This is a genomic window from Candidatus Amarolinea dominans (genome assembly GCA_016719785.1).
GTDB classification, from domain to species: Bacteria; Chloroflexota; Anaerolineae; order SSC4; family Amarolineaceae; genus Amarolinea; species Amarolinea dominans.
Window position 1 is genome coordinate 126,000 of the sequence record JADJYJ010000004.1, and the last position, 25,139, is coordinate 151,138.

The 25,139-nt window shown below is 63.4% G+C and carries 16 protein-coding genes; 7 read left to right on the forward strand and 9 right to left on the reverse strand.

The window, feature by feature from the left end; translation table 11 throughout:
• Positions 1–235: 235 nt before the first annotated feature.
• From IPM84_07060 to IPM84_07075, 4 genes are all read left to right on the forward strand, one after another.
• Entirely contained in the window at positions 236–661 is a 426-nt protein-coding gene (locus tag IPM84_07060) for a phasin family protein (protein MBK9092526.1), read from the forward strand.
• Between the two features lie 166 nt (positions 662–827).
• Entirely contained in the window at positions 828–1,451 is a 624-nt protein-coding gene (locus IPM84_07065) for a pesticidal protein Cry15Aa (GenBank protein ID MBK9092527.1), read from the forward strand.
• On the forward strand, positions 1,448–2,737 hold the full coding sequence (locus IPM84_07070; GenBank protein MBK9092528.1) for a patatin-like phospholipase family protein: 1,290 nt from the start codon (positions 1,448–1,450) through the stop codon (positions 2,735–2,737). The genes IPM84_07065 and IPM84_07070 overlap by 4 nt, the downstream gene beginning before the upstream one ends.
• A gap of 43 nt (positions 2,738–2,780) precedes the next feature.
• The gene (locus tag IPM84_07075) at positions 2,781–4,082 is read left to right on the forward strand and encodes a hypothetical protein (GenBank protein MBK9092529.1); all 1,302 of its coding nucleotides are present in this window, start codon (positions 2,781–2,783) and stop codon (positions 4,080–4,082) included.
• 104 nt (positions 4,083–4,186) lie between these two features.
• Here IPM84_07075 and IPM84_07080 read toward each other — a convergent pair whose 3' ends face one another.
• From IPM84_07080 to IPM84_07115, 8 genes are all read right to left on the reverse strand, one after another.
• A complete protein-coding gene (locus IPM84_07080; GenBank protein ID MBK9092530.1) occupies positions 4,187–4,414 on the reverse strand; it encodes a hypothetical protein in 228 nt (75 codons plus the stop codon).
• A gap of 360 nt (positions 4,415–4,774) precedes the next feature.
• On the reverse strand, positions 4,775–6,970 hold the full coding sequence (locus IPM84_07085) for a serine carboxypeptidase (protein ID MBK9092531.1): 2,196 nt from the start codon (positions 6,968–6,970) through the stop codon (positions 4,775–4,777).
• A gap of 453 nt (positions 6,971–7,423) precedes the next feature.
• Positions 7,424–7,840 (reverse strand): thioredoxin, encoded by a 417-nt coding sequence (trxA, locus tag IPM84_07090; GenBank protein MBK9092532.1) that lies wholly within the window; start codon positions 7,838–7,840, stop codon positions 7,424–7,426.
• Positions 7,841–7,984: 144 nt separating this feature from the next.
• Positions 7,985–8,392 carry a thioredoxin gene (gene trxA, locus IPM84_07095; GenBank protein ID MBK9092533.1) on the reverse strand — a complete coding sequence of 136 codons (408 nt, stop codon included), beginning with the start codon at positions 8,390–8,392 and terminating at the stop codon, positions 7,985–7,987.
• Between the two features lie 72 nt (positions 8,393–8,464).
• Positions 8,465–8,776: a metal-sensitive transcriptional regulator gene (locus IPM84_07100; GenBank protein ID MBK9092534.1), complete on the reverse strand. Its 312-nt coding sequence runs from the start codon at positions 8,774–8,776 to the stop codon at positions 8,465–8,467.
• A gap of 164 nt (positions 8,777–8,940) precedes the next feature.
• Positions 8,941–18,789: a DUF11 domain-containing protein gene (locus IPM84_07105; protein MBK9092535.1), complete on the reverse strand. Its 9,849-nt coding sequence runs from the start codon at positions 18,787–18,789 to the stop codon at positions 8,941–8,943.
• A 159-nt stretch (positions 18,790–18,948) separates the two neighbouring features.
• Positions 18,949–19,515: a hypothetical protein gene (locus IPM84_07110; protein MBK9092536.1), complete on the reverse strand. Its 567-nt coding sequence runs from the start codon at positions 19,513–19,515 to the stop codon at positions 18,949–18,951.
• A gap of 527 nt (positions 19,516–20,042) precedes the next feature.
• The gene (locus tag IPM84_07115; protein ID MBK9092537.1) at positions 20,043–21,125 is read right to left on the reverse strand and encodes an alanine--glyoxylate aminotransferase family protein; all 1,083 of its coding nucleotides are present in this window, start codon (positions 21,123–21,125) and stop codon (positions 20,043–20,045) included.
• 305 nt (positions 21,126–21,430) lie between these two features.
• On the opposite strand from IPM84_07115, the gene rlmN reads away from it, so the two are divergent.
• Positions 21,431–22,516, forward strand: a complete 1,086-nt coding sequence (rlmN, locus tag IPM84_07120; protein MBK9092538.1) for a 23S rRNA (adenine(2503)-C(2))-methyltransferase RlmN — start codon at positions 21,431–21,433, stop codon at positions 22,514–22,516.
• Positions 22,517–22,583: 67 nt separating this feature from the next.
• Here rlmN and IPM84_07125 read toward each other — a convergent pair whose 3' ends face one another.
• Positions 22,584–22,766, reverse strand: a complete 183-nt coding sequence (locus IPM84_07125) for a 50S ribosomal protein L28 (GenBank protein MBK9092539.1) — start codon at positions 22,764–22,766, stop codon at positions 22,584–22,586.
• A gap of 256 nt (positions 22,767–23,022) precedes the next feature.
• Here IPM84_07125 and IPM84_07130 point away from each other — a divergent pair, with 256 nt between their 5' ends.
• Both IPM84_07130 and IPM84_07135 read left to right on the forward strand, forming a co-directional pair.
• Entirely contained in the window at positions 23,023–23,385 is a 363-nt protein-coding gene (locus IPM84_07130) for an Asp23/Gls24 family envelope stress response protein (GenBank protein ID MBK9092540.1), read from the forward strand.
• Positions 23,386–23,419: 34 nt separating this feature from the next.
• A complete protein-coding gene (locus tag IPM84_07135; protein ID MBK9092541.1) occupies positions 23,420–25,132 on the forward strand; it encodes a DAK2 domain-containing protein in 1,713 nt (570 codons plus the stop codon).
• The last annotated feature ends 7 nt before the right edge of the window (positions 25,133–25,139 follow it).

Sequence of the window (25,139 nt, forward strand, 5' to 3'; positions counted from 1 at the left end):
ACTCAAGTATACCTGTGCCCATGACATTTGTCAAGCAAATCCGCAGGCGCAGGCGACTGCAAGTCGCTGCAACGACTGCAAAGCCGACCGGCGTGGGCTGTTGCTTGACATCTCCGGGGAGCCGTGCTATAATCGCTTATGACGCGATGCGTTATAAATTAACCACCGTCGCGATGAAACTAAGCGTCTGCACGAACATAGAGGCAGGCGCGTGACTATGATAAGGAGAAACAAAATGGCACAGAAGAAAATTGCTGAACAAGCTGAACAGGCCGTGGAAGTGGTCAAGACCGAAATCGCCGAAACCGCCGAGAAGGCGACACCGCTGTTTGAAACCGTACACCGTGTCCTACTGGCAGGCGTGGGCGCCGTGGCGCTGACGACCGATGAGATTCAGGATTTTGTAGATCGCCTGGTCGAGCGCGGCGAAATCGCTGAGCGCGATGGCCGCAAGCTGGTCAAGGACGTCATTTCCCGTCGCAACGGCGCGGAGAAACAGGTTGAGAAGAGCGTGGAGAACGCGTCCAACATGGTGGAAGATCAGATCGAGAAGATCCTCAACCGGCTGAATGTGCCCACCAAGCACGACATCGAAGAACTGGGCAAGAAGATCGCTCACCTCACCAAGAAGGTGGACGACCTGAAGAAGAGCACCGCGTAAATGGCACCCCCCCCCCGGTGTGCGTCATCGCTCACGATTGACAACCAGGTCTCCGGCCGCTCTCAGAAAGCGCCGTGAGGCCTGGTTGCTTTTTGGGTGATTTGTTTGACACATCGCGGCAAGAACGTTATAATGCTATCAAGGGCTGTGATAAGGGAGTCAGGCAATGCTCGTAATCAAACGTTATCCAAACCGTAAGTTGTACGATACAGAAGCCAAACGCTATATCACACTCGACGGCATTACGGAACTGATCCATCGCGGCGAAGATCTGCATGTGGTGGATCATGAGACCGGTGAAGACCTGACCACGGTTACCCTCTCGCAAATCATCTTCGAACAAGAAAAAAAACGTTCCGGCTTTTTGCCCAAGTCCATCCTCTCCAATCTCATCCGCACCGGCAGCGACACGCTGGACTATCTATGGCGTTCGCTGCAGGCCTCGACCAGCGCCGTTCGTTTGCTGGAACAAGAGATAAACCGCCGGCTGGACGCCCTGGTAGAACGCGGCGAATTGGCCGTGCCCGAGGCGAATCGCCTGCGCGCCGAGTTGGCGCGCTTTGCCCCGCCACACGCGGGCAGCAGGACAGCAGGCGAAACAGACGAGAGCATTCTTGGTCGCTTGAATATCCCGACGCGAGCGGACATCCTCGCCCTGCAGGCCCAACTGGAAGCCCTGACCACCGAGCTGGATGCCCTCATGTCTGCACGCCGGGATCGGCCCAACGCACCAGCAACGGACGCCGCCGCGGCGCCCAATCCGCGTACGCCAAAGGAGAGCAGCACATGACAGCCGAGCGCACCAGTAAAACCGCTCTGGTTCTGGCAGGCGGTGGCCTGACGGGCGCCGTGTACGAAATTGGCGCCTTGCGCGCGATTGATGATCTCCTGCAGGACCGGACCGTCAACGACTTCGATATTTTTGTCGGCACCAGCGCCGGCGCCATTGTGGGCAGCCTGTTAGCCAATGGCACATCGCCGGCAGCGGCCGGGGATGCCCTGGCCGGTCGCCATGCAGAGATACGCGCCCTCTGGGCCGGTGACCTGTTCCGGCCCAACTACCGGGAATTTATCGGGCGCCTGCTCCGGCTGCCCGCCACGGTGCAAAACGCCCTGCGTCACTACAGCCGCAACGTCAATGATATGAACCTGTGGGACTTCATCTGGACCCTGATGGAAGTCCTGCCCTCGGGCCTGTACGATGGCATGGCCCTGGAAGAATACATGGCCAGCGCGCTCAATCGCACCGGCTCCAGCAACGATTTTCGTGCCCTGACACGCGAACTGTACATCATTGCCACCGACCTTGACACCGGGCAGCGCTCCGTCTTTGGCACCGACCAAAACAGTCACGTTCCCATTTCGCTGGCGGTAGCCGCGTCATCGGCCGTGCCGCTCATGTACAAACCGGTGCGCGTCGGCCAGCGCGAATACATTGACGGTGGCATGCGCGGCAACGCCAGCATTGACCTGGCCATCGAGCACGGCGCCAAACTGATCGTCTGCATCAATCCGTTGGTGCCGCTCAACAATCAACGCAAGCGCGGCGTGCCCTTGCTCGGCCCTGACGGCACCTTCATCAGCGAGAGGGGCATGCAGGCCATCGGTTCGCAGGTCATCCGCATCATGATGCGTTCCGGGCTGAATTACCACATCAAGACGCTGCGACGCCGTCATCCTGACGTGGACATCATCCTCATCGAGCCGCGGGCCGATGACTACCAGATGTTTTTCTACAACATCATGCGCTATTCTGCCCGCTTGTTGGTGGCTGAGCACGGCTACCAGTCGGTGACACTCGATCTGGCCGACCGCTACCACGAGTTCAAAGAGATTCTGTCACGCCATGACCTGCACATCTCACGGCGCCGGGTGATCCAACACCTGGAGAGTGTGAGCCAGGGCGAAGATGCCGAGCACCTGGTCCTGCCAGCACCGCCCAGCACGCCGGCCGCGTCGTTCAACCCAAACCCGGTGCTGAGCCAGCTGGACCAAGCGCTCAGTTCGCTCGATGATACACTGATCACCCTGCACAGCAGCGGCAATCGGGACACGGGGAGAAATGGGGACAGCTAAATGGGGACAGCTAAATGGGGACAGCTAATGGAGACAGCGATTGGTGACTGACGCATCTCCTGGTGATGTGCTGACCACGGCATCGCAGCGGTCAGTTCCAGCGACGGCGGGCCAGGGTGCCCGCCGTTGTGTTTGCCGGCGGCAGTGCGGCGCGACGTTGGCGCTGCTGCTCCTGTTGGCGGGCCTGCTCAGCGGCTGCCTCCCCGGCGAGCTGTTGACACCGCCCCCCACGCCGGAGCCTTTGGTCCCCACCGCGCCGCCACCGGTCGCTTTTTTTGCCCCCACCTCCACGCTGACGCCTTCAGCGCAGCCCACCACCACGCCGTTCGTCACCCCCGCGACCGGCGTCATCAGTCCCACGTTGACCGTGCCAGTCGGCGCGACGGCAACAGTCACCGTCAGCGTCCCGGCTCCGGCCCCTGCCCTGCCGGCTGACTGGCGCCAGCGCATCGGCATTGGCGTCACCAACGGCAGCTTCGAGCAATACACGTGGGGCGAGGCGCTGCCAGGTTGGTACCTGGATTGGAAAATTCACCTGACGCCCGCGCACGCGCCGGGCGTGGAATTTGCCCAGATGGTGCGACTGAAGCAGGGCGAGCCGCTCAACGCCCTGGCCGACGTGAAGCGCGTGGCCCAGGCCAACCCCGGCTCGCTTTGGCTGATTGGCAATGAGCCGGATGTCGCCTGGCAGGACAACTCCACGCCGGCGCAGTATGTGGCGGCCTATCATGATCTGTATCGCCTGCTCAAGACGAGCGATCCCACCGCGCGCGTGGCAATCGGCGGTATCAGCCAAGTGACGCCGCTGCGACTGCGTTATTTGCAGGAAATTTGGGACCTCTACCGGGCGCGCTATGGCGAGGAGATGCCCGTTGATGTGTGGAACGTGCATACGTTTGTACTGCGCGAAGAAAAAGGGTCATGGGGCGTTGGCCTGCCGCCCGGCTTCGAAGCTGCCACCGACGGGACGCTGTGGGACATCAGCGAGCACAACCGGCTTGACCTGGTGCATCAGCAGGTCGTCACCTTCCGGCAATGGATGGCGGCCCACGGCCAACGCGAGAAACCGCTGGTGGTCAGCGAATACGGCATCCTGATGCCGGCCGATTACGGCTTTCCGCCAGAGGTGGTGGCAGCCTACCTGACCGCAAGCTTCACCTACTTCGCCACCACCAGCGATGCGCAGATTGGCTACGCGGCCGATGACAATCGCCTGGTGCAGCGCTGGTGCTGGTACAGCACGTCCGATGACATCTACCCGACCGGCAACCTCTTCGCTCTCCCCAACCTGACGCCAACGGCGATCTTCCGCGCGTACAAAGCCTACCTGGCCGAGGCGCGGTGAGGGAGAGCGGAGAAGGGGAGAAGGGGAGAAGGGGAAGAACTCCCTTCTTCCACGAAACCCGATCTCCGATCTCCGATCCCTGATCTCTGTTCTTAGACCGGAGATCAGCGCAGGCCCATCTCTAGCAGGACTTGGGGATACTGGCGTTCGGCTTCCTGAAAGAGTTCGCCCAGTTGCATCGCCTTGAAGACGTAGCCTTTGGTGGCAATCTGGCCGCCGAAGAAGGCGTCGCGCAGGCGCACTTCACCAAGCCAGATGCGATGCAGGGTATCCGCCTCCAGGTTCAGTTCCAGATCCGCCTTGCCCACCTGGGGGCCGAACAGCGCCTCCACCGGCCGCCACGGCCGTCGAGCAGAATCTGCGCGTTGGGCTGCCGCGTGTTGAGCCGAATCACCATGTTGGAGCGGGCAAACTGATTCGTCGCTTTGGCGTCCTTCATCAAACGGCCAAAGAGCCGGTCCATGACCGCGTAAAACTGTTTCTCATCCCGATAAAATGCCATCATAACCCCCTTTACGATCAGCCGCCGAATGAATTCGGGGCGAAAAGAAACCTGGTACGACTGCGCTCGTCTGTGAGGAGACGAGCGCAGTTGCATGAATTCAATCCAGAAATTCTGCCGTCGCCTCGGACGCGGCCGCTTCCCCCAGGCTTGGGGGAGGGGGCCCTGATGCAGACTTTTCAGCGATTTCCTAGCGCCCTGTCTTGCGCCGGCTGAAGAAAAGACCGCCCACAAGGGCCACCAGCGCGCCGGCCGCGGCGCCCACTGTTTGGGGCGACAGACTGGCGGGGAAGCCTTTTGGCTTGACCGCGTCGGCCACGCTCACGGCCTCGCGCGAATGGCGGGCATCGGCCACCAGGCGCTGCAGGCGCGCCGGATCACGGCGCAGTTCGTCGGCAATGGCGCGCTTGCGGGCAATTTCGTCATCGGTGACATACTGATCGAACGAGCGCATGCCGGCCAGTTGGAAGCCGTGCTTCTTGAAGAGGCGATAGATCTCTTTGACCCGATCCATTTCGATCTCGCGCCCCAGGGTGTAGTCCTCGAAAATGCCTTCCATCGCGAGGAGGGTCGTTTCAGCCAGACAGGCGTAGGCGGTCTTGGGCGGCAGGCCAATGTCGAAGCCAAAATCAACATCGCCGGGAATCAGAATCTCGCCTGATTCGATCACCAGGACGTCAGGGCGCAACGCGGCCTCTTCCTCGGAGATGTCCGGCGGCCGTGCCACGTCACAAATGACCGCGCCCGGCTTGCAGCGGGTGATGTCAATGATACGGGTCTTGAGCGCGGTGGTTGTCGTCACAATCAGGTCCACATCGCCCAGGTACTCATCTGCACGCGTCGCGATCGTCACCACGGCCTGGGGCGTTTCGGCTTCGATCTGACGCTTGAGTGCGATCAGGCGCTCTGGCCGCGGGGCCACCAGCACGACGTTGTAGATGGCCTGGGCCAGCAAGCGGGCGCAGACGGCGCCGATGGAACCGGTCGCGCCCACGATCATGGCCTTACCCTGGCTCAAATCGGTCGCGCCCATCTTGATGACCGCCTGCTTGCCGGTTTCCAGGGTGGCCGCGACGGTGAGAGAGTTGCCAGAGGTGATGGCAATGTCAACCTTCTGCGCGACGGTGATGCCGGCATCGCCCACCACCGAGGTGAACGCGCCCAGGCCCATGATGCGCGCGCCCATGCGCTCGGACATGCGCGCGGCCTTGATCAGGCGGCGGTAAGTGAAGCTGGGATCGCGGCGCATCAGCTCGCGCGGGGTGGCGCCCAGGGTCAGGAGAATGCCTTCGACGCGCTGGCCGGTGGCCGGAGAGACCGCGCCGGTGATGCGCGAAAGATACATGGGCGAAATCTCGGCAACGTAATGCTCGACCAGCTTTTCAGGCAGGAAGCGCAGATAGCGCAGGCGTTTGTCCTTATAGATGTAGCGCGTGCTGAGCGGATGGATCACAAAGGCAAAGCGGTTGACTTGGGCGCTTTCCTCCTTGAGGCGCAAAATTTTGGGCGTCCACACCAGGTCGGCCATCAAGTTGAGATAGGTATCTTCGTTCAGCGGCGCGGCAGGATCTGGACGCAGCGCCACAAAAATGGCCTCGATGACCGGGGAGGGCAGGCGCGCCAGGTCGTTGTTCTCCCACGGCATGGTGGTAATCACCATCTCAGCGCCGCGGCCGCGCAGGTCGGCGATATCCTCATCGCTGGCGCTTTCCACCACGATGATCTTGCGTTTCAGTTCGGCGGGTGCATAGCGGCGAATGGCGCCCATGTCGCCGGCCAGCACATCGGCGTGCTCGAAGGGCGCCGCGGTCCGCGCCACACCGGGCGTGCCGGCTAGCGGGAAGAGGCGGCGGAACGGCTCATCCTTCAACTGCGCCAGCACCGGCCCGGCGCCGCGATCAAGCCCCACATAGCTGCCCAGCGGCGTCGGCAAACGGAAGTAGATGATCGAATCGGCATAGTTGACCTCGACAGCCTTCTCCTCCAGCGCGGCAGCCAGGCCGCGGTGATTGAGTCCGGGAACCATGAGGACATTCTTCTGGCTGAAAAGGCCGGGCTGTGCCTCGCTCACCAGGCGCACCGCCCAGCGTTCCAGCGCGCCCCGAATACCGTTGCCATCCAGCACGGGCGTCTGCGTGGCTGACTTGCGCAACTGATCGCCCACGGCATGGGTGACGGAGGCGGAACCGAGGCTCAACTTGGCGGACATGCCTTCCAGGGCGATGGCGTCCACCTTGCCATCGAATTCACGGATGAGGTCGGCCACGCGCTCCTGGTTGCCGTCGGCGCCGATGCGGCGCACGGAAAGCGTCTGACCCAGGAGCTTGACCTCCTGAGTCGTATCGCCAACCGGGCCGAGGTGCAGGCTGAGTATTTGTTTCGTCATAATCTACTGATTCCTTTTTTCTTCCCAATTGCGGTCCCATCTTTGGCCGCCACATCGTCATTTTCACCTGACATTCTGCGCACAGCGGCTGGAGGGGTTGAGCCATATCGGGCCGTGATAACGTCACGCGCGGTCAGGTTGTGCATCTATTATACTGGTACCAGTGTCCAGCGTCAAAGCCTCTGGGCAGCAGTTCCAAATGTAGCACACATTCAACCGCAAAGAGCACAGAGAACACAAAGAAACGGCAGATCAGACGCAAATCGGCAACTTCTCTGCGTTCTTTGTGATCTCTGTGGTAAAAAACCAGGCCACATTTGGAACTGCTGGCCTCTGGGCGGCAAGAATAAGAAGACCCTCTCGGCCACGTTGGGCGACCGAGAGGGTCGTGCTTTCGGGTGTTCACGCGACGGCGGCGCGGCCGGGTCACAGTGAACCGGCTGCATCCAGGCCTTACGCCGGTTCAGGCACGGGTAGCAGGGGAAGGGGAAGCAGGCGGGCGGTCAGCTCTTGATAAGATTTGACGCCCACGACACGGTCCACCTCGACGCCGCCCTTGAAGTAGATCAACGTTGGAATACCCATGATGCCGTAGGTGCTGGGCGTGACGGGGTCATTATCCACGTCGAGCTTGGCGATGACGGCCTTGCCGGAGAACTCGGCCGCCAACCGCTCCACGGAGGGTGCAATGTAATGGCATGGCCCGCACCACTCGGCCCAGAAGTCAACGATCACCGGCAGGTCAGCCTGCAGCACGACCGACTTGAAGTCACTGTCAGTCACATGCAGCGGCAGCGGCCGGTTGGGATCATCCAAAATCGGGTCACGGGGCGCTTTGTCACTGCCCAGAATTCGCCTGAAAAAACTCATGGTAACACCTTTTTCTATGTGTACTGCAAGCGAGAATTGACTTCACTTTTCCGTCTGAGGAAACAGGCGCAATTCGTGCCCGCTTGCAGCATAAAATGTCGCGAACCGGTCAGGAGACCGGCCCACGACATGGCGGATCGGCCCCTAGGCCATTTCTGCAACCCGGACAGGCGCGGGCGCGGCGCTCAGGAAGCTGTCCACCTTCTGCTTGAGAAACGGATAGGGGACGGCGCCCACGATGGCGTCCACGGCCTGACCGTCGCGCACCAAGAGCATGGTGGGAATGCTCTGCACGCCGTACTGCCCGGCCCACACCGGGTTCTCATCGGTGTTGACCTTGGCCACACGCAGCTTGCCCTCATACTCGGCCGCCAACTTCTCCAGCGAGGGGGCAATCATCCGGCAAGGACCGCACCAGGGCGCCCAGAAATCTACCAACACCGGGACAGACGATTTCAATACTTGCTCTTCATACATCGCGTCACTGATATGCATCGGTTTCGTAGTCATTTTTGTTCTCCCAAAATTGCTCTTTCTCGAGCGTTTCCACATTGATTCTTGGACGATACTTCTGTTTGTCTCGTCACGCTGTTGGATGTTTCACCAACAGCCGTCGCGTTCGCATCATGCGGGGATCAACGAGCCAGCAGCCACAGCCGTTGTCATGGGCAACCCGCTGAGCGCATCCACCAGCTCATCCACCAGCTTCTCGGTGGACATGCCTGGTGCAGGATTCAGCAAGCATTCCGTAGCATGCGCTCTGACCAGCAGCAGGCTGGCCTGCTGCACGGCCGCGCGAATGGCCGAAAGCTGCTGCAAGATCGCCCGGCAATCGCGATCATCGTCCAGCATATGCTGAACGCCCCGCACCTGGCCTTCGATCCGTTTCAGGCGCCGGTGCAAATCACCCTTGACTTCGCTATTACTAATTGGCATTCGACACCTCAACTACAATACTGGAGTATAGTATATCACGCCATGCAGATGTTGTCAAATGGAGAGGGAGAGAGGGAGAGAGGGAGACCTTTGCGTCCTTGCGTTAAAATTCAACGCAAGGACGCAAAGAGGCAAAGACGCAGAAGAGGCGGGGCGGTCGGAGGCTAGGGCGTGGCTTCCGTACTCACGACGGTTTGCGCCACCGCGCTGTTGTCGCCCAGGTCAGGGTCTGGTTCGGCTGCGGTCACGGTCACGGTGTTGGTCAGCGTACCGGCCGCGCCGGTCGTAATCACGATGCGGACCTGGATGCTGGCCTGGCTGGCGAGCGCGCCCAGGCTGCAGCTCACCACACCGCCGGCCTCGCTGCAGGTTCCCTGATCGGGGATGGCCGTCACGAAGGTCACGCCGGCCGGCAGCGGGTCGCTCAAGACAAGCGCGGTCGCGCCCAGCGGGCCGTAGTTGGTGATCGTGACTGTGTAGGTGAGCACTGCGCCGGGCTGCGCCGGATCGGGCGCATCTACGATGGCGAGCGCCAGGTCGGCATCGGTCGGCGAGACGCAGAGGTCCTTGCGCAGCCAGGGGTCATAGAGCACATTGCTGCTGACGCCGTTGCCGCTGCCCGGCCCACTGCCGCCGGGGCCATCCGCCGCTCCCCACCAGTTGTAGCGCGCGTCCACAGAACTGGCGCTCGTGTTGCGCAGGCCGTAGCTGCCGTTGCCGCTGAGCGCCGCGCCGAGCACATCGAAAGCGCCGCCGGTGATGTAAACCCCGTCGCTGCCGTTGCTCGAAGCGCCGCCGCAGCGCATACTGGCCTGGCCGTTGTGAAGGCGCAGGCCGTAGCCACTGTTGCTGTCAAAGCGCGCCGCGCTGAGGGTGATTTGCGAGCCGGCGCCCGTCGCGTAGAGGCCGTAGTCCGCGCTGTTGTTGCCGTTGCTGGTGAAGAGGGTGTTGCTGATCGTCATATGGCTGTTGTCCACGTACAAGCCGTAATCTGCATACTGATATACACCTGAGGTGGCCTGCACCAGGCTCACCACACTCTCCTCCAGGCGCACCTCGCCGGTCAGCACGTTGCGCACCGCAAGGTTGCTGCCCGGCGAGTTGGTGGCCGTGCCGAGGATGCTGTTGCCGTTACCCGCCCGCTTCACCGTCGCGTAGCGCAGATACCCCGTGCCGCCGTCGAACACCAGTCCCTGCCATTGGTCGCGGCCGCTGTCCACATCCGAGGTGAAGGTGATCGGCTGGCCCGGCTCGCCGATCGCTGCCAGGTACCCCAGCACACGCAGCTCCGCGTTGTCACGCCCGCGCACCGTCACCCCGGGCTGCACCGTCAGGGTGACGCCCTGCCCCACGGTGAAGTCATCCGCCAGTTCGTAGCCGGCGAAGCCCGTGTGCGGCGTCAGCGTCGGCCCGTAGGCCAGCGCGCCCCCCGCGATCAGCACACGATTGTTGCTGTTGCCGCTGAAGCTGTTACCGCTCAGCGTCATCGTACTCGACGCCCCCTTGATGATCATCGCATAGTCCGCGCCGTCATTGCCGTTGCCGCTGAAGAGGGTGTTGCTGATCGTCACGTGGCTGCTGTCCACGTACAGACCGTAGTCCGCATAGTGATACGCGCCGGATGTCGCACGCACCCCGCTCACCACACTCTCCTCCAGCCGCACCTCCCCGGTCAGCACGTTGCGCACCGCAATGTTGCTCCCCGGCGAGTTGTTGGCCGTGCCCAGAATGCTGTTGCCGTTGCCTGCATAGCGCACCGTCGCCTGCCGCAGGTACCCCGTGCCGCCGTCGAACACCAGCCCCCGCCACTGATCGCCGCCGTTGTCCGTGTCTGACGTGAAGACGATCGGCTGCCCGACCGTCCCCTGCGCATCCAGGTGTCCCAGCACCGTCAGCTCCGCCGCGTCACGGCCGCGCACGATCACCCCCGGCTCGACCGTCAGCGTCACCGTCGCCGGCACCGTCACGCTGTTCGGCAGCTCGTAGCCGGTCAGCCCGTCCTGGTAGCGCAAGACCGCCCCAGGCACGACCGCACCGCCCGCCACCACCACCCGGTCGCGCGTGCCGCCTGCAAACGTGTTCCCGCTGACCTCCTGCACCAGCGCCGCCGGCACGCCCACATCCCACGCCGCATTGGCCTGGAAGCTGTTCCCCACTACCGTGATCTCGCTATTTCCGCCGGTGACATAGAGTGCATAATCCGCACTGTCGTTGCCGTTGTTCGTGAACAGACTGTTGCTCACCACCACCCGGCTGTCCAGCGCATACAGACCGTAGTCCGTGTACTGATACACCCCGTTGGTGGCCAGGGCATCGCTCACCACACTCTCCTCCAGGCGCACCTCGCCCGTCAGCACGTTGCGCAGCGCAAGGTTGCTGCCCGGGGAGCTGACGCCCGTGCCCAGGATGCTGTTGCCGTTGCCCGCCCGCTTCACCGTCGCGTAGCGCAGATGCCCTGTGCCGCCGTCGAACACCAGCCCCTGCCATTGGTCGCGGCCCGTGTCAACTTCGGAGGTGAAGATGATCGGCTGCCCCGCCGTGCCCTGCGCCTCCAGGTGGCCCAACACGCGCAGCTCGCCATCGAGTCGGCCCATGACGGTGACACCGGGGGACACGGTCAGGGTTCTGCCCACAGGCACGATGTAATCGGTGCGCAGCTCATACGATGTCAGGCCGGTGTGCGGATTGAGCAGGATGTCGCCCGCGGTCATGGCGTCGCCCTCCAGCAGGATGCGATTCTGGGCGTTGCTGACGAAGCTCAGGTTGCTGCGCGTGACCGCGCTGTTGGCGCCCTTGATGTACATGGGGAAGTCCGCGCCGTCATTGCCGTTGCTGGTAAAGAGAGTGTTGCTGATCGTGACGTGGCTGTTGTCCACGTACAAGCCGTAATCTGCATACTGATATACACCTGAGGTAGCCTGCACCAGGCTCACCACACTCTCCTCCAGCCGCACCTCGCCCGTTAGCACGTTGCGCACCGCCATGTTGCTTCCCGGCGAGTTGGTGGCCGTGCCGAGGATGCTGTTGCCGTTACCCGCCCGCTTCACCGTCGCGTAGCGCAGATGCCCCGTGCCGCCGTCGAACACCAGCCCCTGCCATTGGTCGCGGCCGTTGTCCACATCCGAGGTGAAGGTGATCGGCTGGCCCGGCTCGCCTATCGCCGCCAGGTGTCCCAGCACACGCAGCTCCGCATCGACGCGGCCGCGCACCGTCACCCCGGGCTGCACCGTCAGGGTGACGCCCTGCCCCACGATGAAATCATCCGCCAGTTCGTAGCCCGCAAACCCCGCGTGCGGCGTCAGCGTCGGCCCGTAGGCCAGGGCGCCGCCTGCGATGAGCACACGATTGTTGCTGTTGCCGCTGAAGCTGTTGCCGCTCAGCGTCATCGTACTCGACGCCCCCTTGATAGTCATCGCATAATCCGCGCCGTCATTGCCGTTGCTGCTGAAGAGCGTGTTGCTGATCGTGACATGACTGCTGTCCGCGTACAGACCGTAATCCGCATACTGGTACACGCCGGATGTCGCACGCACCCCGCTCACCACACTCTCCTCCAGCCGCACCTCGCCCGTCAGCACGCTGCGCACCGCAATGTTGCTCCCCGGCGAGTTGTTCGCCGTCCCCAGAATGCTGTTGCCGTTCCCCGCATAGCGCACCGTCGCCTGGCGCAGGTACCCCGTGCCGCCGTCGAACACCAGCCCCCGCCACTGATCGCCGCCGCTGTCGGTATCGGAGGTGAAGATGATCGGCTGCCCGACCGTCCCCTGCGCATCCAGATGCCCCAGAACCGTCAGCTCCGCCGCATCGCGACCGCGCACGATCACCCCCGGCTCGACCGTCAGCGTCACCGTCGCCGGCACCGTCACGCTGTTCGGCAGCTCGTAGCCGGTCAGCCCGTCCTGGTAGCGCAGGATCGCCCCAGGCGTCAGCACACCGCCCGCCACCACCACCCGGCTGCGCGTGCCGCCTGCAAACGTGTTCCCGCTGACCTCCTGCACCAGCGCCGCCGGCACGCCCACATCCCACGCCGCATTGGCCTGGAAGCTGTTCCCCACCACCGTGATCTCGCTATTTCCGCCGGTGACATAGAGTGCATAATCCGCACTGTCGTTGCCGTTGTTCGTGAACAGACTGTTGCTCACCACCACCCGGCTGTCCAGCGCATACAGACCGTAGTCCGTGTACTGATACACCCCGTTGGTGGCCAGGGCATCGCTCACCACACTCTCCTCCAGGCGTACCTCGCCCGTCAGTACGTTGCGCAGCGCAAGGTTGCTGCCCGGCGAACTGGTGGCCGTGCCGAGAATGCTGTTGCCGTTCCCCGCCCGCTTGACCGTCGCGTAGCGCAGATGCCCGGTGCCGCCGTCGAACACCAGCCCCTGCCATTGATCGCGGCCCGTGTCAGCTTCAGAGGTGAAGATGATCGGCTGCCCCGTCGTGCCCTGCGCATCCAGATGGCCCAGCACGCGCAGCTCGCTGTTGATGCGCCCCTTGACGATCGTGTCGGGCGCAATGGTCAGCGTCACGCCGCTGGTGACGACCACGTCCGCGGTCAGGACGTAGTATTGGCCGCGCCAGGTGGTGTCCTGGGTGATGACGCCGCTGACATAGGCTGGGGTAACGTTGGCTGTCTCATCGAGATAGTTATCGGTGAGATTCGTGTCCGGTTCGTCGGCCTGCACACTGGCGCTGTGAACGATGCTGCCGGTGTAGAAAGGCGCGAAATGGGTGGCGACGGTTGCGAATGCGCCGGGCGCCAGCATGCCCAGGGAACAGGTCGCGACGCTGCCGTTGAGCGTACAGGTTCCCTGGCTGGCGGTCGGCAGGGTGGCTTCGACGCCGGCGATGGGCAGTGCATCGCTCAGCGTCACGTTGGTGGCTGCATTGGCGCCGTTGTTGGTCACGGTGAGGGTGAAGCTCGTCGTCGCGCCGATCTGAATGGAGGCGGGCAGACCGGTGGAGGTGAGCGTCAGGTTGACGGGCGGCGGCGGGGGCGGCAGCGTGATCAGGCTGACCGTGACCGGCGCGGTCCAGGTCACATTGCCGCCGGTGTCGCTAGCGCGGGCGCGGATGCTGAAGGTCGAAGCCGAAAGGGGCGGCGTGGTGAAGTAATAGGCGAAGGGATAAGCGCCGTCCGTAGCTACCTTCTGCCCATCCAGGTAGAACTCGACATTGCGCACCTGGACATCATCGCTAACCGTGGCGCCGATCCAGGACGGGGTGTTGGCCGGCGCCTGCGCGGGGTTGAGGGAGAAGCCGGCCGCCAGGTCAATCGTGGGCGGCGCGCCCTGGCTGTCGTACGCCAGGTAGTTGATGACCTGCAGGCCGCTGTTGTGATCGGCCACGTAGGCCAGGCCGTTGTAGAGCGCCACCGCGTCGGCGTGGCCGGGGGTCAGGATCGTCGCCAGGAACTGATTGGTCACGGCCGGATTGCTGACATCGTAGAGCGAAACATTGTGCGAGCCGTCGTAGTTCAAGGCAGCGCCTACGGCCGCCACGCCCAGACCCGCGCCGTTGTCCACGATCTGTCGCCAGCCGAACTGCGCGCTGTTGCTGGCAGCCACGAGCACAGGCCGGCCAGGGTTCGCCAGGCTGAAGGTGTTGTAACCCTTGTTGTGAATGGTGTACAGCGTGCTCAGCCCCACGAAGAGGCGCTTGTTGCCGACGGCCACGTAAGGCGAGGGCGCCAGGCCGGTCAGCGACATGACTCCCTGATTCAGGAGCAGGGCAAAGACGCGGTCGTTTACCAGCGCGTAGAGGTAATCGCCGCTCAGCCCCAGGTCGTTGATGCCGGCCGTAGTCAGGGTATTCTGGTTGAGAACGGCGCCGGTAGCCATGTCTACGGCAACCACGTGGCCGTTGGCAAGACCGGCATAGGCGACATCGCCGCCGGCTGCCACCGCGTTGACCGTGCTGCCCAGGGAAACCTGGTGCAGGATGTGGGCCGCAGTCGGGTTGCTCACATCCAGGATGGCCAGGCCCGAGCTGCCGTCGGCGACCGCCACATAGCGGGCGGCGCAGGCCACGCGCAGTCCGCTGCCCGTCGTGTTCACCTGGGCAATGATCGTCGGATTCGTGCCGCGGTAGATGTTGAACAGCGTAATCCCGCTGGCGGAGTCGGCGACAGCCACCAGGTCATTGAAGGCGCAGACATCAACGGCCGTTCCGGGCGTGTCTGCACTGGCGATGATGCCGGTGCGGGCCGGCAGACCGCTGAGCGGGTCGGTATTCTGCTGAATTTCGGCCCAGTCGCTGATGCCGTCGCCGTCGCTGTCAGGGTTCGAGGACGAGGTGCCCACGACCGTTTCGGCCACATCGGGCAGGCCGTCGCCATCCGTATCGGTTTCGGTCTCCAGGGGGTAGAGCAACACCTGGGGAATGTTGGTCACGCGGCCGGAGCGTTCAGAGACGAAGGAAACGTAGCCGTAGCTGAAAGTCGTGGGGTCGAAGTAGGAGACGCGGAAGAAGGTGTTGGGCGCGATGGCCGCAATGTCGAAACGGCCGTCGCGGCGCATGCGGCCGCGCAAGACCGGACTGCCGCCCTCGCCGCCGGTCTCCAGGCGGTAGTAGATGCGCGAGCGGTCGCTGATGTCGCCCGGCACGGCCAGGCGCGCGGTGGTGACGGCGCGGAACTCGGTAAAGGTCGCCAGGTAGCTGAACTGCGAGCTGTTGCCGGCCAGTTCCAGCTGCGAAATGGCGGCCAGCACGCGGGTGATGGCCGTTGTCAGCGCCTCGCGGTCAATGAAATCGCTGCGTCCGGCCTGGGCGTGCGTGAAGAGACCCTGGTTCCACAGGTCAACGGTCAGGTTGAGCCGGTCAATCAGGGCTTGCACATCGCCCTGGGCCAGGCCGGCCGGCCGCGGCAGGGCCAGGATGGCGGCCGCCTCGCTCGGAACAATGAACAATCCGCCGGCCGAGTTCTGCGCGGTCGCGGCGTAGGTCTGCACCAGGATGGCCTGGATCTGCTGGTCAATGAGGATCGAGGCGTCGGGCGGGCCGATGCCGGTCTCGACGCTCGTCCAGATGGCCGAGCCGGTGGTTGTGACCACATAATCCTGGAATGTGGTCATCAGGTCGAGCTGCGCCAGGTAATGCACATCGGTGGCGCCGCTGAACGAGAGGGAGTTGAGCTGCCCCGGGGTGCCGAACAACCAGTTCTGGTTGGCGTCCTGGCCGTTGTACAGGATGCCGTTGTTGGAACCCCAGTTGATGTCCATGTCCACGGTGGCGGCCGAGCGTCGCTCCAGGGTGCGCAGCGCGTCCTCGCTCATTTCGCCGCCGGGCCAGGGGCCGCCGTCGTTGTTGGCCGTGTCCATGATCTCGTTGGCCGCGTTCATCAGCACAAGGCGCTCGCCGTAGGTGCTGAGCGCGCCGCTGAAAATCTTGTCGGCCGTGATGTCGGAGAGGGTGTTGTCGTCGTCGCGTTCCAGGAGGTAGTAGCCGTTCGCGGCAATCGTGCCAGTCAGGGCAATCAAGGGGACATTGCCCGAGCCGCGCAGGGTCCAGCCGGCAAGGTCAATCGCGTAGTTGCGCGTGTTGTAGAGTTCGATCCACTGATCCGCAAACGACGCGGCCGTGCCGGCCCAGGCCACCTCGTTGATGACAACGGTGAGCGCGTTGTTGTTGGGCACGCCGGGGGTGGCGGTCGGCGTCGGCGTGCGCGTAGGGGTGCGCGTAGGCGTGAACGTGCGGGTGGCCGTCGGCGTATGGGTGGGCGGGCGCGTCGGCGTCGCGGTGGGCGGCGGGGTGAACGTGGCCGTCGCGCCGGGCGGAGGCGTGTCGGTCGGCGTGGATGACGGGCCTGGCGTAAAGGTAAAGGTAGCCGTCGCGGTGGGCGGCGGCGTGGGGGTGTCGGTTGGCGTGTTCGTAGGCGCCGGGGTCGGTGTGTCGGTCGGCTCCGGTGTGTCGGTGGGTTCAGGGGTGTCAGTGGGTTCGGGGGTGTCGGTCGGCGGCGGCGGTGTGGGCCGCGGCGGCCGCGGGGGCGGATCGGAGTCAGGCTGACAGCCGCAGGCATCGGCCAGGCCGGCCAGGCCCAAACCGCAGGTGATCAACTGTGAGATCTTACCGTAGCCCGCACAGCCGGAGATGCCGCTGGCCATATTTCCTGCGGCGCTCATGGCGCAAGCCTGCCAATTGGACGCCAGCACGCAATCGCGTCCCGTGGCGAAGGCGCCGTAGAGGCCGCCGCCAATACAGCCGAGGGGCGTGAAGGCCATCGCGCAGTCGGCCGCGGCCGTGTACGCGCCCCAGGCGCAGCCGGCCGCATCACGCTCGCAGGGTGGGCCGTCATCGCCCGAATCGGGAGTGGTGCCGGGCATGCTGCCGTGCCAGCCAGGCGCAATGATGCCTTCGCCGGGGTCGGTGCAAACGACCGTGCCATCGGCGGAGACGTGCATGCCGCCCACGACCTGGAACTCGCCAATGTCGTGGTTGAAACTCCACAGCGCGCTTTCCGCGCCAGGCGGCAGGGGCTGGCCGGTGGCCGGCAGGGGCAGGTTGGGGAAACAGGCCGCAACCGGCAGGTCGAAGTTGCTCGGGCCGCTGGTCTGCACGGTGATGACGATCGGCAGGTCGAGGCCGGGCGGCAAGGGGCCGGGCAGGCGGTCGGCGGGCACCGGCGCCATGCCAACCAGGCCGCCGCGCACGCCGTTGTCGGCAAACAGGTTGTTGGGGGGGACGACGATGTGCGCCAGGGCAAACTCAGGGTGCGCCGCGATGACCGAGGGGGCCACGGTGATCGTGGTCGGCTCGGTGGTGCTGATGTTTTGCAGGGTGCCAGGCTCGATGAGGGGCAGGTACACGTTGCCGATGTCGGTGGTGTCGCCGGGGACTGAATCCCAGCGCTTGCCGACGAACGGATAGTAGGCGCCGGGCGGCACGTTGTTGACGGCGGTGCGGCCGTCAATGTGAACGAAGAAGCTGCCGGCGGGCGCGGGATCGAGGCAGAAATCGCCATTGACGTCGGTGGTGTCGCGCAGCGTGGCTTCCGCGCCGTCCACGGTGATGGTGGCGCCTTCCAGCGGGACGTTGACCGAGCCGCCGCCGCCAGGCGCAAGTTCGGAGGCAAAGACATGGCCGCAGACCACGGTGTCGGGCAGGATGGTCAGGGTGAGGGTGTCGAAGACGAGGGTGCCGTCGCCGCCGGCCGCGCCGTCGCCATCCAGGTCAATGGCGTAGCCCTGGGCATCGGCCAGGGCATCGCCATCAATGGTGATGGTGATGCGCGCGTTGGCCGGCAAATACTGGTCGTAGAAGAGGGTGACGGTCCTGGCGTCGGCTGAGACGTAGAGGAAATAGCTGAGCGATTGGCCGGCGAACTGGGCCGTGAAGGTGGAGGGCACGACACCGGCGATGTCCAGGGGCGCGCTGAAATGGAAGATCGTTTCGCGCGTCACCGCGACATCGCGTTCACTGTAGGTGGGGCTGGTCCATACGAGCGTGGTTGTGGTGTGATGCCAGGCCTGGGCGACGATGGAGATGTCGAGCACGTCAATGGCCTGGTCGCGATTGAGATCGGCCGGGTCGCAGCCAGGATCTGTGGGGGAGCGCATCCAGCAGGCGGTGACCTGTTGGATGTCGCGGATGTCTACCTGACCATCGCCGTTCAGGTCGGGGTTGACGGGCGTCAGGGGCGAGGCCGCGAAACCGACGTTGACCAGGGCGGAGACGGCCCATTCGGGCACAAGAGAGCGCCAGTTGCGCAGATCGTGCGGGGAAGGGCGCAAGAGCGGCCACATGAGCGCACCCCAGAAGAGGGGTGAAAGGATGAGCACGGCAAACACGAGCTGCCGGGTGCGGCGTGCGGGGCGCGGCTTGGTCACGCGCGGCGCGCCCGGTGCGTTCAAGGCCAGCCAGAGCACGGCCCCGGCCGCCACCAGGGCCAGCACAATGACCAGTTCTGCGACCTCGGTGCCGTACGTTGTGGAGACCACCTCGTGCGCGGAGGGGCCCATGACGAACCACAGCAGCAAGCCAGCCGCCAACAGTGCCAGGGCGGCGAATAGGTGTTTCATCGGTCCTCCTTGTAACGCAAGCCACCTGCTTGCCTCGTCGCCGTCACGCAAGCTACCTGCTTGCCTCGTCGCCGTCACGCCGGGCGTGACCTCGGTTGAAGCGAGTTGGGGAGGCCAGGCGCGGACCGGTTTATTTCGATGACGCCAAATCTACCGTCTCTAATGTGCCCTGCGCGGTTGCAGAGGCTGGCTTCTGCGAGAAGTAACGACACGCCAGGGTTGGAAACCCACGAAGGCAACGATCATGGCCGTTGTCAACACGGTGTTGAGGAAGAAATGGAATTCGAGTACAGGAAAGATGCGACCCAGGATGCCCGGTGCGGGCGAGGGCACCCCCTGCAGGTATTGCAGGACGCGGATGTAGTGCTCGAGGACGTGGTAGCCCTGGAAGTAGAGAAGAAAGGCCAGCATGGCGGCCGCCAGCGCGCTGTCGCGCCACATGGCAGGATTCTTGGTGTAGAGTATCCAGGTGGCCAGCAGAGATAGAAAAATAGCCAGGTTCAAGAGCAGATGAATCCACTCGAAATCGAACCAGGTACCCAGCAAACCGGGAAAACGGGTCAGATGCCAGACGTACTTCTGGAGCATCTGCATGATATGTTCGGAGGCGTGAAATGCCTGGATGACCAGGGTCACGATGAAGGTGACGAAGCCCAACAGAGCCGGATCACGTGCCAAAGCGGATGACGACGATGACGATGACGACGATGACGACGATGAGGACATGGAAGGCGCCTCCTGTCATGCAGTGTTTGTGGGGAGACCGCCCAAGCGCCCGCGTCCTCTTTCAACGCGCCGCCTGGCTGGGCAAGTGCTTCAACTGCAATTTGTGTTTACGATTGTTGCACTGATTCAAGGAGAAGAACGGATGGTATGCTGCAAGCGGGCACGAATTGCGCCTGTTTTCTTAGGCGGAAAAGTGAAGTCTATTCCCACTTGCAGCATACATTATAGTGAGTCGCAAACAGGCTGTCAAATGAAGCTTTTGTCACGGGTCCCTCGACCGCGACAAGCCAGGTTTTCAAGGACCTCAACAAGCAGCGCACCGCTTACTTGTCCAGTCCCAGGCCGTGGCGCCGGCCGAGTTCTGCTCACCCTGCAGGCCGATTTGGACAGGATGAACAGGATTCTTGCTCCGTGGTGTGCGAAACTGCTACGAATGACACGAATTGAGTCGTCGCACCCAATACCAACCTGCTTGAGCAGGTTTTGGTGTATCAGACCGTGAATTCATTCACGGGGCGGCTGATTACTCAGACGAGCTGGAGTATCTGCCGCAGGGCGTCGAACACCGGCTGGATGTCCGCTTCTGTCACCTGGCCCATGTGGCCGATGCGGAAGATGTCGTTCTTGAGCGCACCCTGACCGCCGGCCACCTCCTGGCCGAACTCGTCGCGCAGCCGTGCCCGCAGTTTGGCCGCTTCGACGCCAGGCGGGACGCGAATGGCGGTCACCGCGTTGGAGGCGAAAGCTGGATTGGCAAACAACTGCAAGCCCAGGCCGCGCGCGCCCTGCCGCGTGAATTCACCTACGCGACGCTGGCGGGCGTGAATGACAGGCAACCCTTCCTCGCGCATCATGATCAGCGCCTCGTGCAGGCCAAAGATCAGCCCCACGGCCGGCGTCCAGGGCGTCTGCCGGCTGGCGGCCGATTTGCGCGCCTGGCGCAGATCGAAATAGAAGCGCGGCGAGCGGCACTGCTCGATCACCGGCCAGGCCCGCTCGCTGACCGCCACGAAGGCCAGGCCAGGCGGCAGGCCCCACGCTTTTTGCGAACCGCTGACCACCACATCGAGGCTCAGTTCATCCATCGGCAGGGGCAGGCAGCCAACGCCGCTCACGCCATCCACGATGGTGAGCGGACGCGCCTCACCCAACTCATTCAGAACCAGGGCGATCTCACGCATGGGATTGGTGACGCCGGTGGAGGTCTCGTTATGCGTCACCAGCAGCGCATGGAAGGGAGGATTCTCCTGCAGCGCCTGGCGCACCTGACTGACGTCTATCGGTTGGCCGGCCAGCGCGTCCAGCGCGGTCACCTGCGCTCCGTAAAGACGGGCCAGTGTGCGCAAACGCTCGCCAAAATTGCCGATGCTCAGCGAAAGGACACGGTCCCCCGGGCTGACGATGTTGGCGACGGCCGCTTCCAGGCCGCCAGTGCCAGAACTGGTCAGCACCAGCACCTCCTGGCTGGTCTCGAACGCCCAGCGCAGGCCGTCGGCCACTTCGCCAAAAAGGGCGCTGAAACGGGGGCCGCGATGATTGATCATCGGCTGATTCATGGCCGCCATCACCCGCGGGTGAACCGGGATGGGGCCGGGGATACGCAGATTCATGCTCAGTCTCCTTTGTTTGACATTATAACGATCACAGGCCAGGTTGTCAACGAAACGCCGGCCATGCCCTGGTTGCGGTCGGCGGCCCCCTCGACCCCGCTCTCGAGATGATCAACGCGACCATCGTTGACTTCCTGGTCGCACATCTCGCGGCGACAACCCCCTGAACGAGCCAGACACAAATTCGACCTCTTTTTGACTTCCCTTTCGGCGTGCGGTATACTCGTTGGCGTTTGGACGCGGGCAAAAAACGCGTAGCCCAGGGAAAGTCGCCATCTGCCAGCAGATTTGGCAACCGTGATAGCATGATTCGTCTACTCGATCTAACATTAGAGCAGTTGCGCACGCAGGTGCAGGCCTGGGGTGAGCCGGTTTTCCGGGCCGATCAGCTCTGGCACTGGCTCTATGCACGCCAGGCCAACGATCCGGCCGCCATGTCCAACCTGCCGCGCACCTTGCAGGCGCGCATAGCCACGGATGCCACCATCGAGCCGCTGAAGCCGGTGGCCCAAACGGCATCGGCCGATCTCCTGGCGCACAAGGTGCTCTTTCAACTGCGCGATGGGCAGACGGTCGAAGCAGTGCTGATGCTGTACGACCGGCGGCGCACGCTGTGCATCTCCACGCAGGCCGGTTGCGCCATGGGCTGCACCTTCTGCGCCACCGGGCTGGCCGGGCTGGCGCGCAATCTCACGGCGGGTGAAATTGCCGCCCAGGTGCTCTATTTTGCGCGTTGGATGGGCGACCCGGAGGCCGGCGGGACCGATTCGCTGCCGATCATGCGGCCGGCGCAGGTGACCAACGTGGTGCTGATGGGGATGGGCGAGCCGCTCGCCAACTACAGGGCAGTGTGGCAGGCCCTGTATACCCTGACCGACGCCCAGGGCTTTGGGCTGGGCGCTCGGCATTTCACCCTGTCAACCGTGGGCCTGGCGCCCATGATCGAACGCATGGCCGGCGAGTCGTTGCAGGTCAACCTGGCCGTCAGCCTGCACGCCCCCAGCGACGAGCTGCGCAACAGGCTGGTGCCCATCAACAGGCGCTATCCGCTGGCCGTGCTGCTGGCCGCCTGTCGTGCGTATACCGAGCGCACCCACCGCCGGCTGAGCTTCGAATACGCGCTGATGCGCGGCATCAACGACAGGCAGGAGCATGCGCAGCGCCTGGCCCTGATCACGAAAGGCATGTTATGTCATGTCAATTTGATCCCGCTCAACCCGGTGCGCGGGTCGGCCTATCAGCCTTCAACCAAGGCTGACACCGAGGCCTTTCTCGACACCTTGCAGCAGGCTGGCATTTCGTCCACGCTGCGCCTGCGCCGCGGCGTGGACATCAACGCCGGTTGTGGGCAGTTGCGCCAGCAGGTGCAGTCACGCGATGGGGCAGGCTAAACAAAAACGCCAACCGTGGTTAAACGGCTGGCGTTCTTGATCGCTCGCTAAATAAAGTGCTGAGGCATCAGGCCTTTTTCTGCAGCGTCTTCAGGCACTTGGTGCATGCACGAACCCGGCGTGATTGACCATCCACCATAATGGTCTTGCGCTGGATATTGACCCGCCACATGTGACGAGTGTGTCGGGCCGAAAAGCTCACCCGGTTACCAAACTGCGGCTTCTTGCCGCACATTTCACACATTGCCATGTCGAACCCCCCAAGGACGTGGCGCCGGTTTCACCTATGCTCTTGCAGCGAGAAGCCGTCGCACTCTGATTCTTGCGCCTGACTGTCGGGCAAAATAAACGCCCCGCAAAGTTGCAGGGCAGTTGGCCCAAAGTCGTGCCGTTCACTGAGGGTCATCTTACCACACGATGGCTTTTTCGCCAAAAGGGTCAGTAGGCGCGGTATGCACGTGGAGAAACCAGGTTCGGAAACCAGGATAAGGCGAATGAGAGAAATCATGGAAGAAACCAAACGAGGACGCATCGAGATTTCACCGACGGCCATTGCCACCCTTGCCAGCGAAGCGGTCTTGGAGTCGTACGGCGTGGTGGGCATGGCCAGCCGCAACTTGATTGACGGCATCAGCGAGATGCTGCAAGGTGAGCGCGCGCGCCGCGGCGTGGCCGTGCATATGGACGACGATCGTATCACGATTGACCTCTACATCATCGTCCAATACGGCACCCGCATCTCCGAGGTAGCCCAAAGCGTGATGAATCGCGTTAAATTTACCCTGGAACAGACCCTGGGGCTGCCGGTGCAAGAGGTCAATGTCCATGTGCAAGGCCTGCGCATGAACGGCGGCGACCACTCGGCGTGAGAGAAGCACGCGTGACAGACAGGAGATTCCAGGTTTGACAGGAACATCTTTACCACAGAGCCAACCTGCGCCCCGGCTGGCCGACAAGTACCCTCCGGGGGCAGATGTGGCCAGCATGGATGGGGCCGATTTTCGTCAGTTGTTCGAAGCCGGTTACGCGTGGTTGGCGCAGCACCACGAAAGTGTCAACGCGCTCAATGTCTTCCCGGTGCCCGATGGCGATACCGGCACCAACATGCTGCTCACCATGCAATCAACCTGGGAGGAAATCGTCAAGGTGGATGGCGGCCACCTCGGCAAGATCATGCAGGCCGCGTCCCACGGCGCCCTGATGGGCGCGCGCGGCAATTCCGGTGTGATCCTGTCGCAAATTTTGCGCGGCATGGCGCGGGGCCTGGAACAAAACACCACCTGCAACGCCAACCAACTGGCGCATGCCCTGCGGCTGGCATCCGACACAGCCTATAAAGGCGTCGTCAAGCCGGTAGAAGGCACCATCCTGACGGTCATCCGCCTGGTGGCCGATGCAGCCGAGAAGGCCGCGCAGCTCGATCATGACCTGCGCTTTGTCTTTCGCCGCATCACCCACACCGCGGCTGAGGCCGTGGCCAAAACCCCCAGTCTGCTGGCCGTTCTGGCGCAGGCCGGCGTGGTGGATGCCGGCGGCAAAGGCCTCTTTTATCTTCTGGAGGGCATGACGCGTGCCCTGGAAGGGGAACGCGTGACACAGGACAGCAGCCGGCAGGTCGCGTTTGCCGGTCAAGCCGACGCGCTGGAGGGCGAGTACGGCTTCGACATTCAGTTCATCCTGCAAGGCAGCAACCTGGACGTGGATGAGATTCGCCGTGTGATTACGGGCATGGGTGAATCGGTGCTGGTGGTGGGCGACCGGACTGCGGTCAAGGTTCACCTGCATGCCGGTGAGCCGGGCGCTGCCCTCAACTACGGCGTCAGCGTCGGTCATATGAGCCGCATCATTGTCGAAAACATGGATGCCCAGTTTCAGGAGTTTGTGCATGGCGAGGGCAGCGGTGACGGACCGTTGGCCGGCCGCAATCCGGCTCACACCGATGCGCAGCCGCTGCCCGCCGCCAGCATTGCCACGATCGTGGTGGCGCCGGGTGTGGGTCTGCAGCAGGTCTTCCAGAGCCTGGGCGCCAGCCAGGTCGTGGCCGGGGGCCAGACGATGAATCCGAGCACGCAAGAGCTGCTGGCCGCGGTGGAGGCAAGCGCAGCCGAGGATGTCATCATCCTGCCGAACAACAGCAACATCGTGATGGCGGCACAGCAGGCCAGCAGCCTGGCGCACAAGCGCGTGCATGTTGTCCCAAGCAAAACCATTCCGCAGGGCATCAGCGCGCTCATTGCCTTTCAGCCCGCGGACAGCGTCGCAAACAACCTCGCGGCCATGACCCGCGCCCTGGCCGCGATTGACACGGGTGAAATCACGGTGGCTGTGCGCAGCGCCACCTTCGATGACATCCGGGTCGCAGCCGGTGAAGTCATCGGCCTGCTCAACGACGTGCTCACCGCCCATGGCCACCAGGTGCAGGAAGTCGCCCTGGAGTTGCTGCGCCAAATGCAGGCAGAAACCCGCGAGATCATCACGATCTACCACGGTCAGCCGGTGACCGCAGCCGAGGCGACGGCGCTGCAGGCTGTTCTGCGCGTCACCTATCCTGACCAGACCATCGAACTGGTCAACGGCGGACAGCCGCACTATCATTACATCCTTTCGGCCGAATAATCGCTGC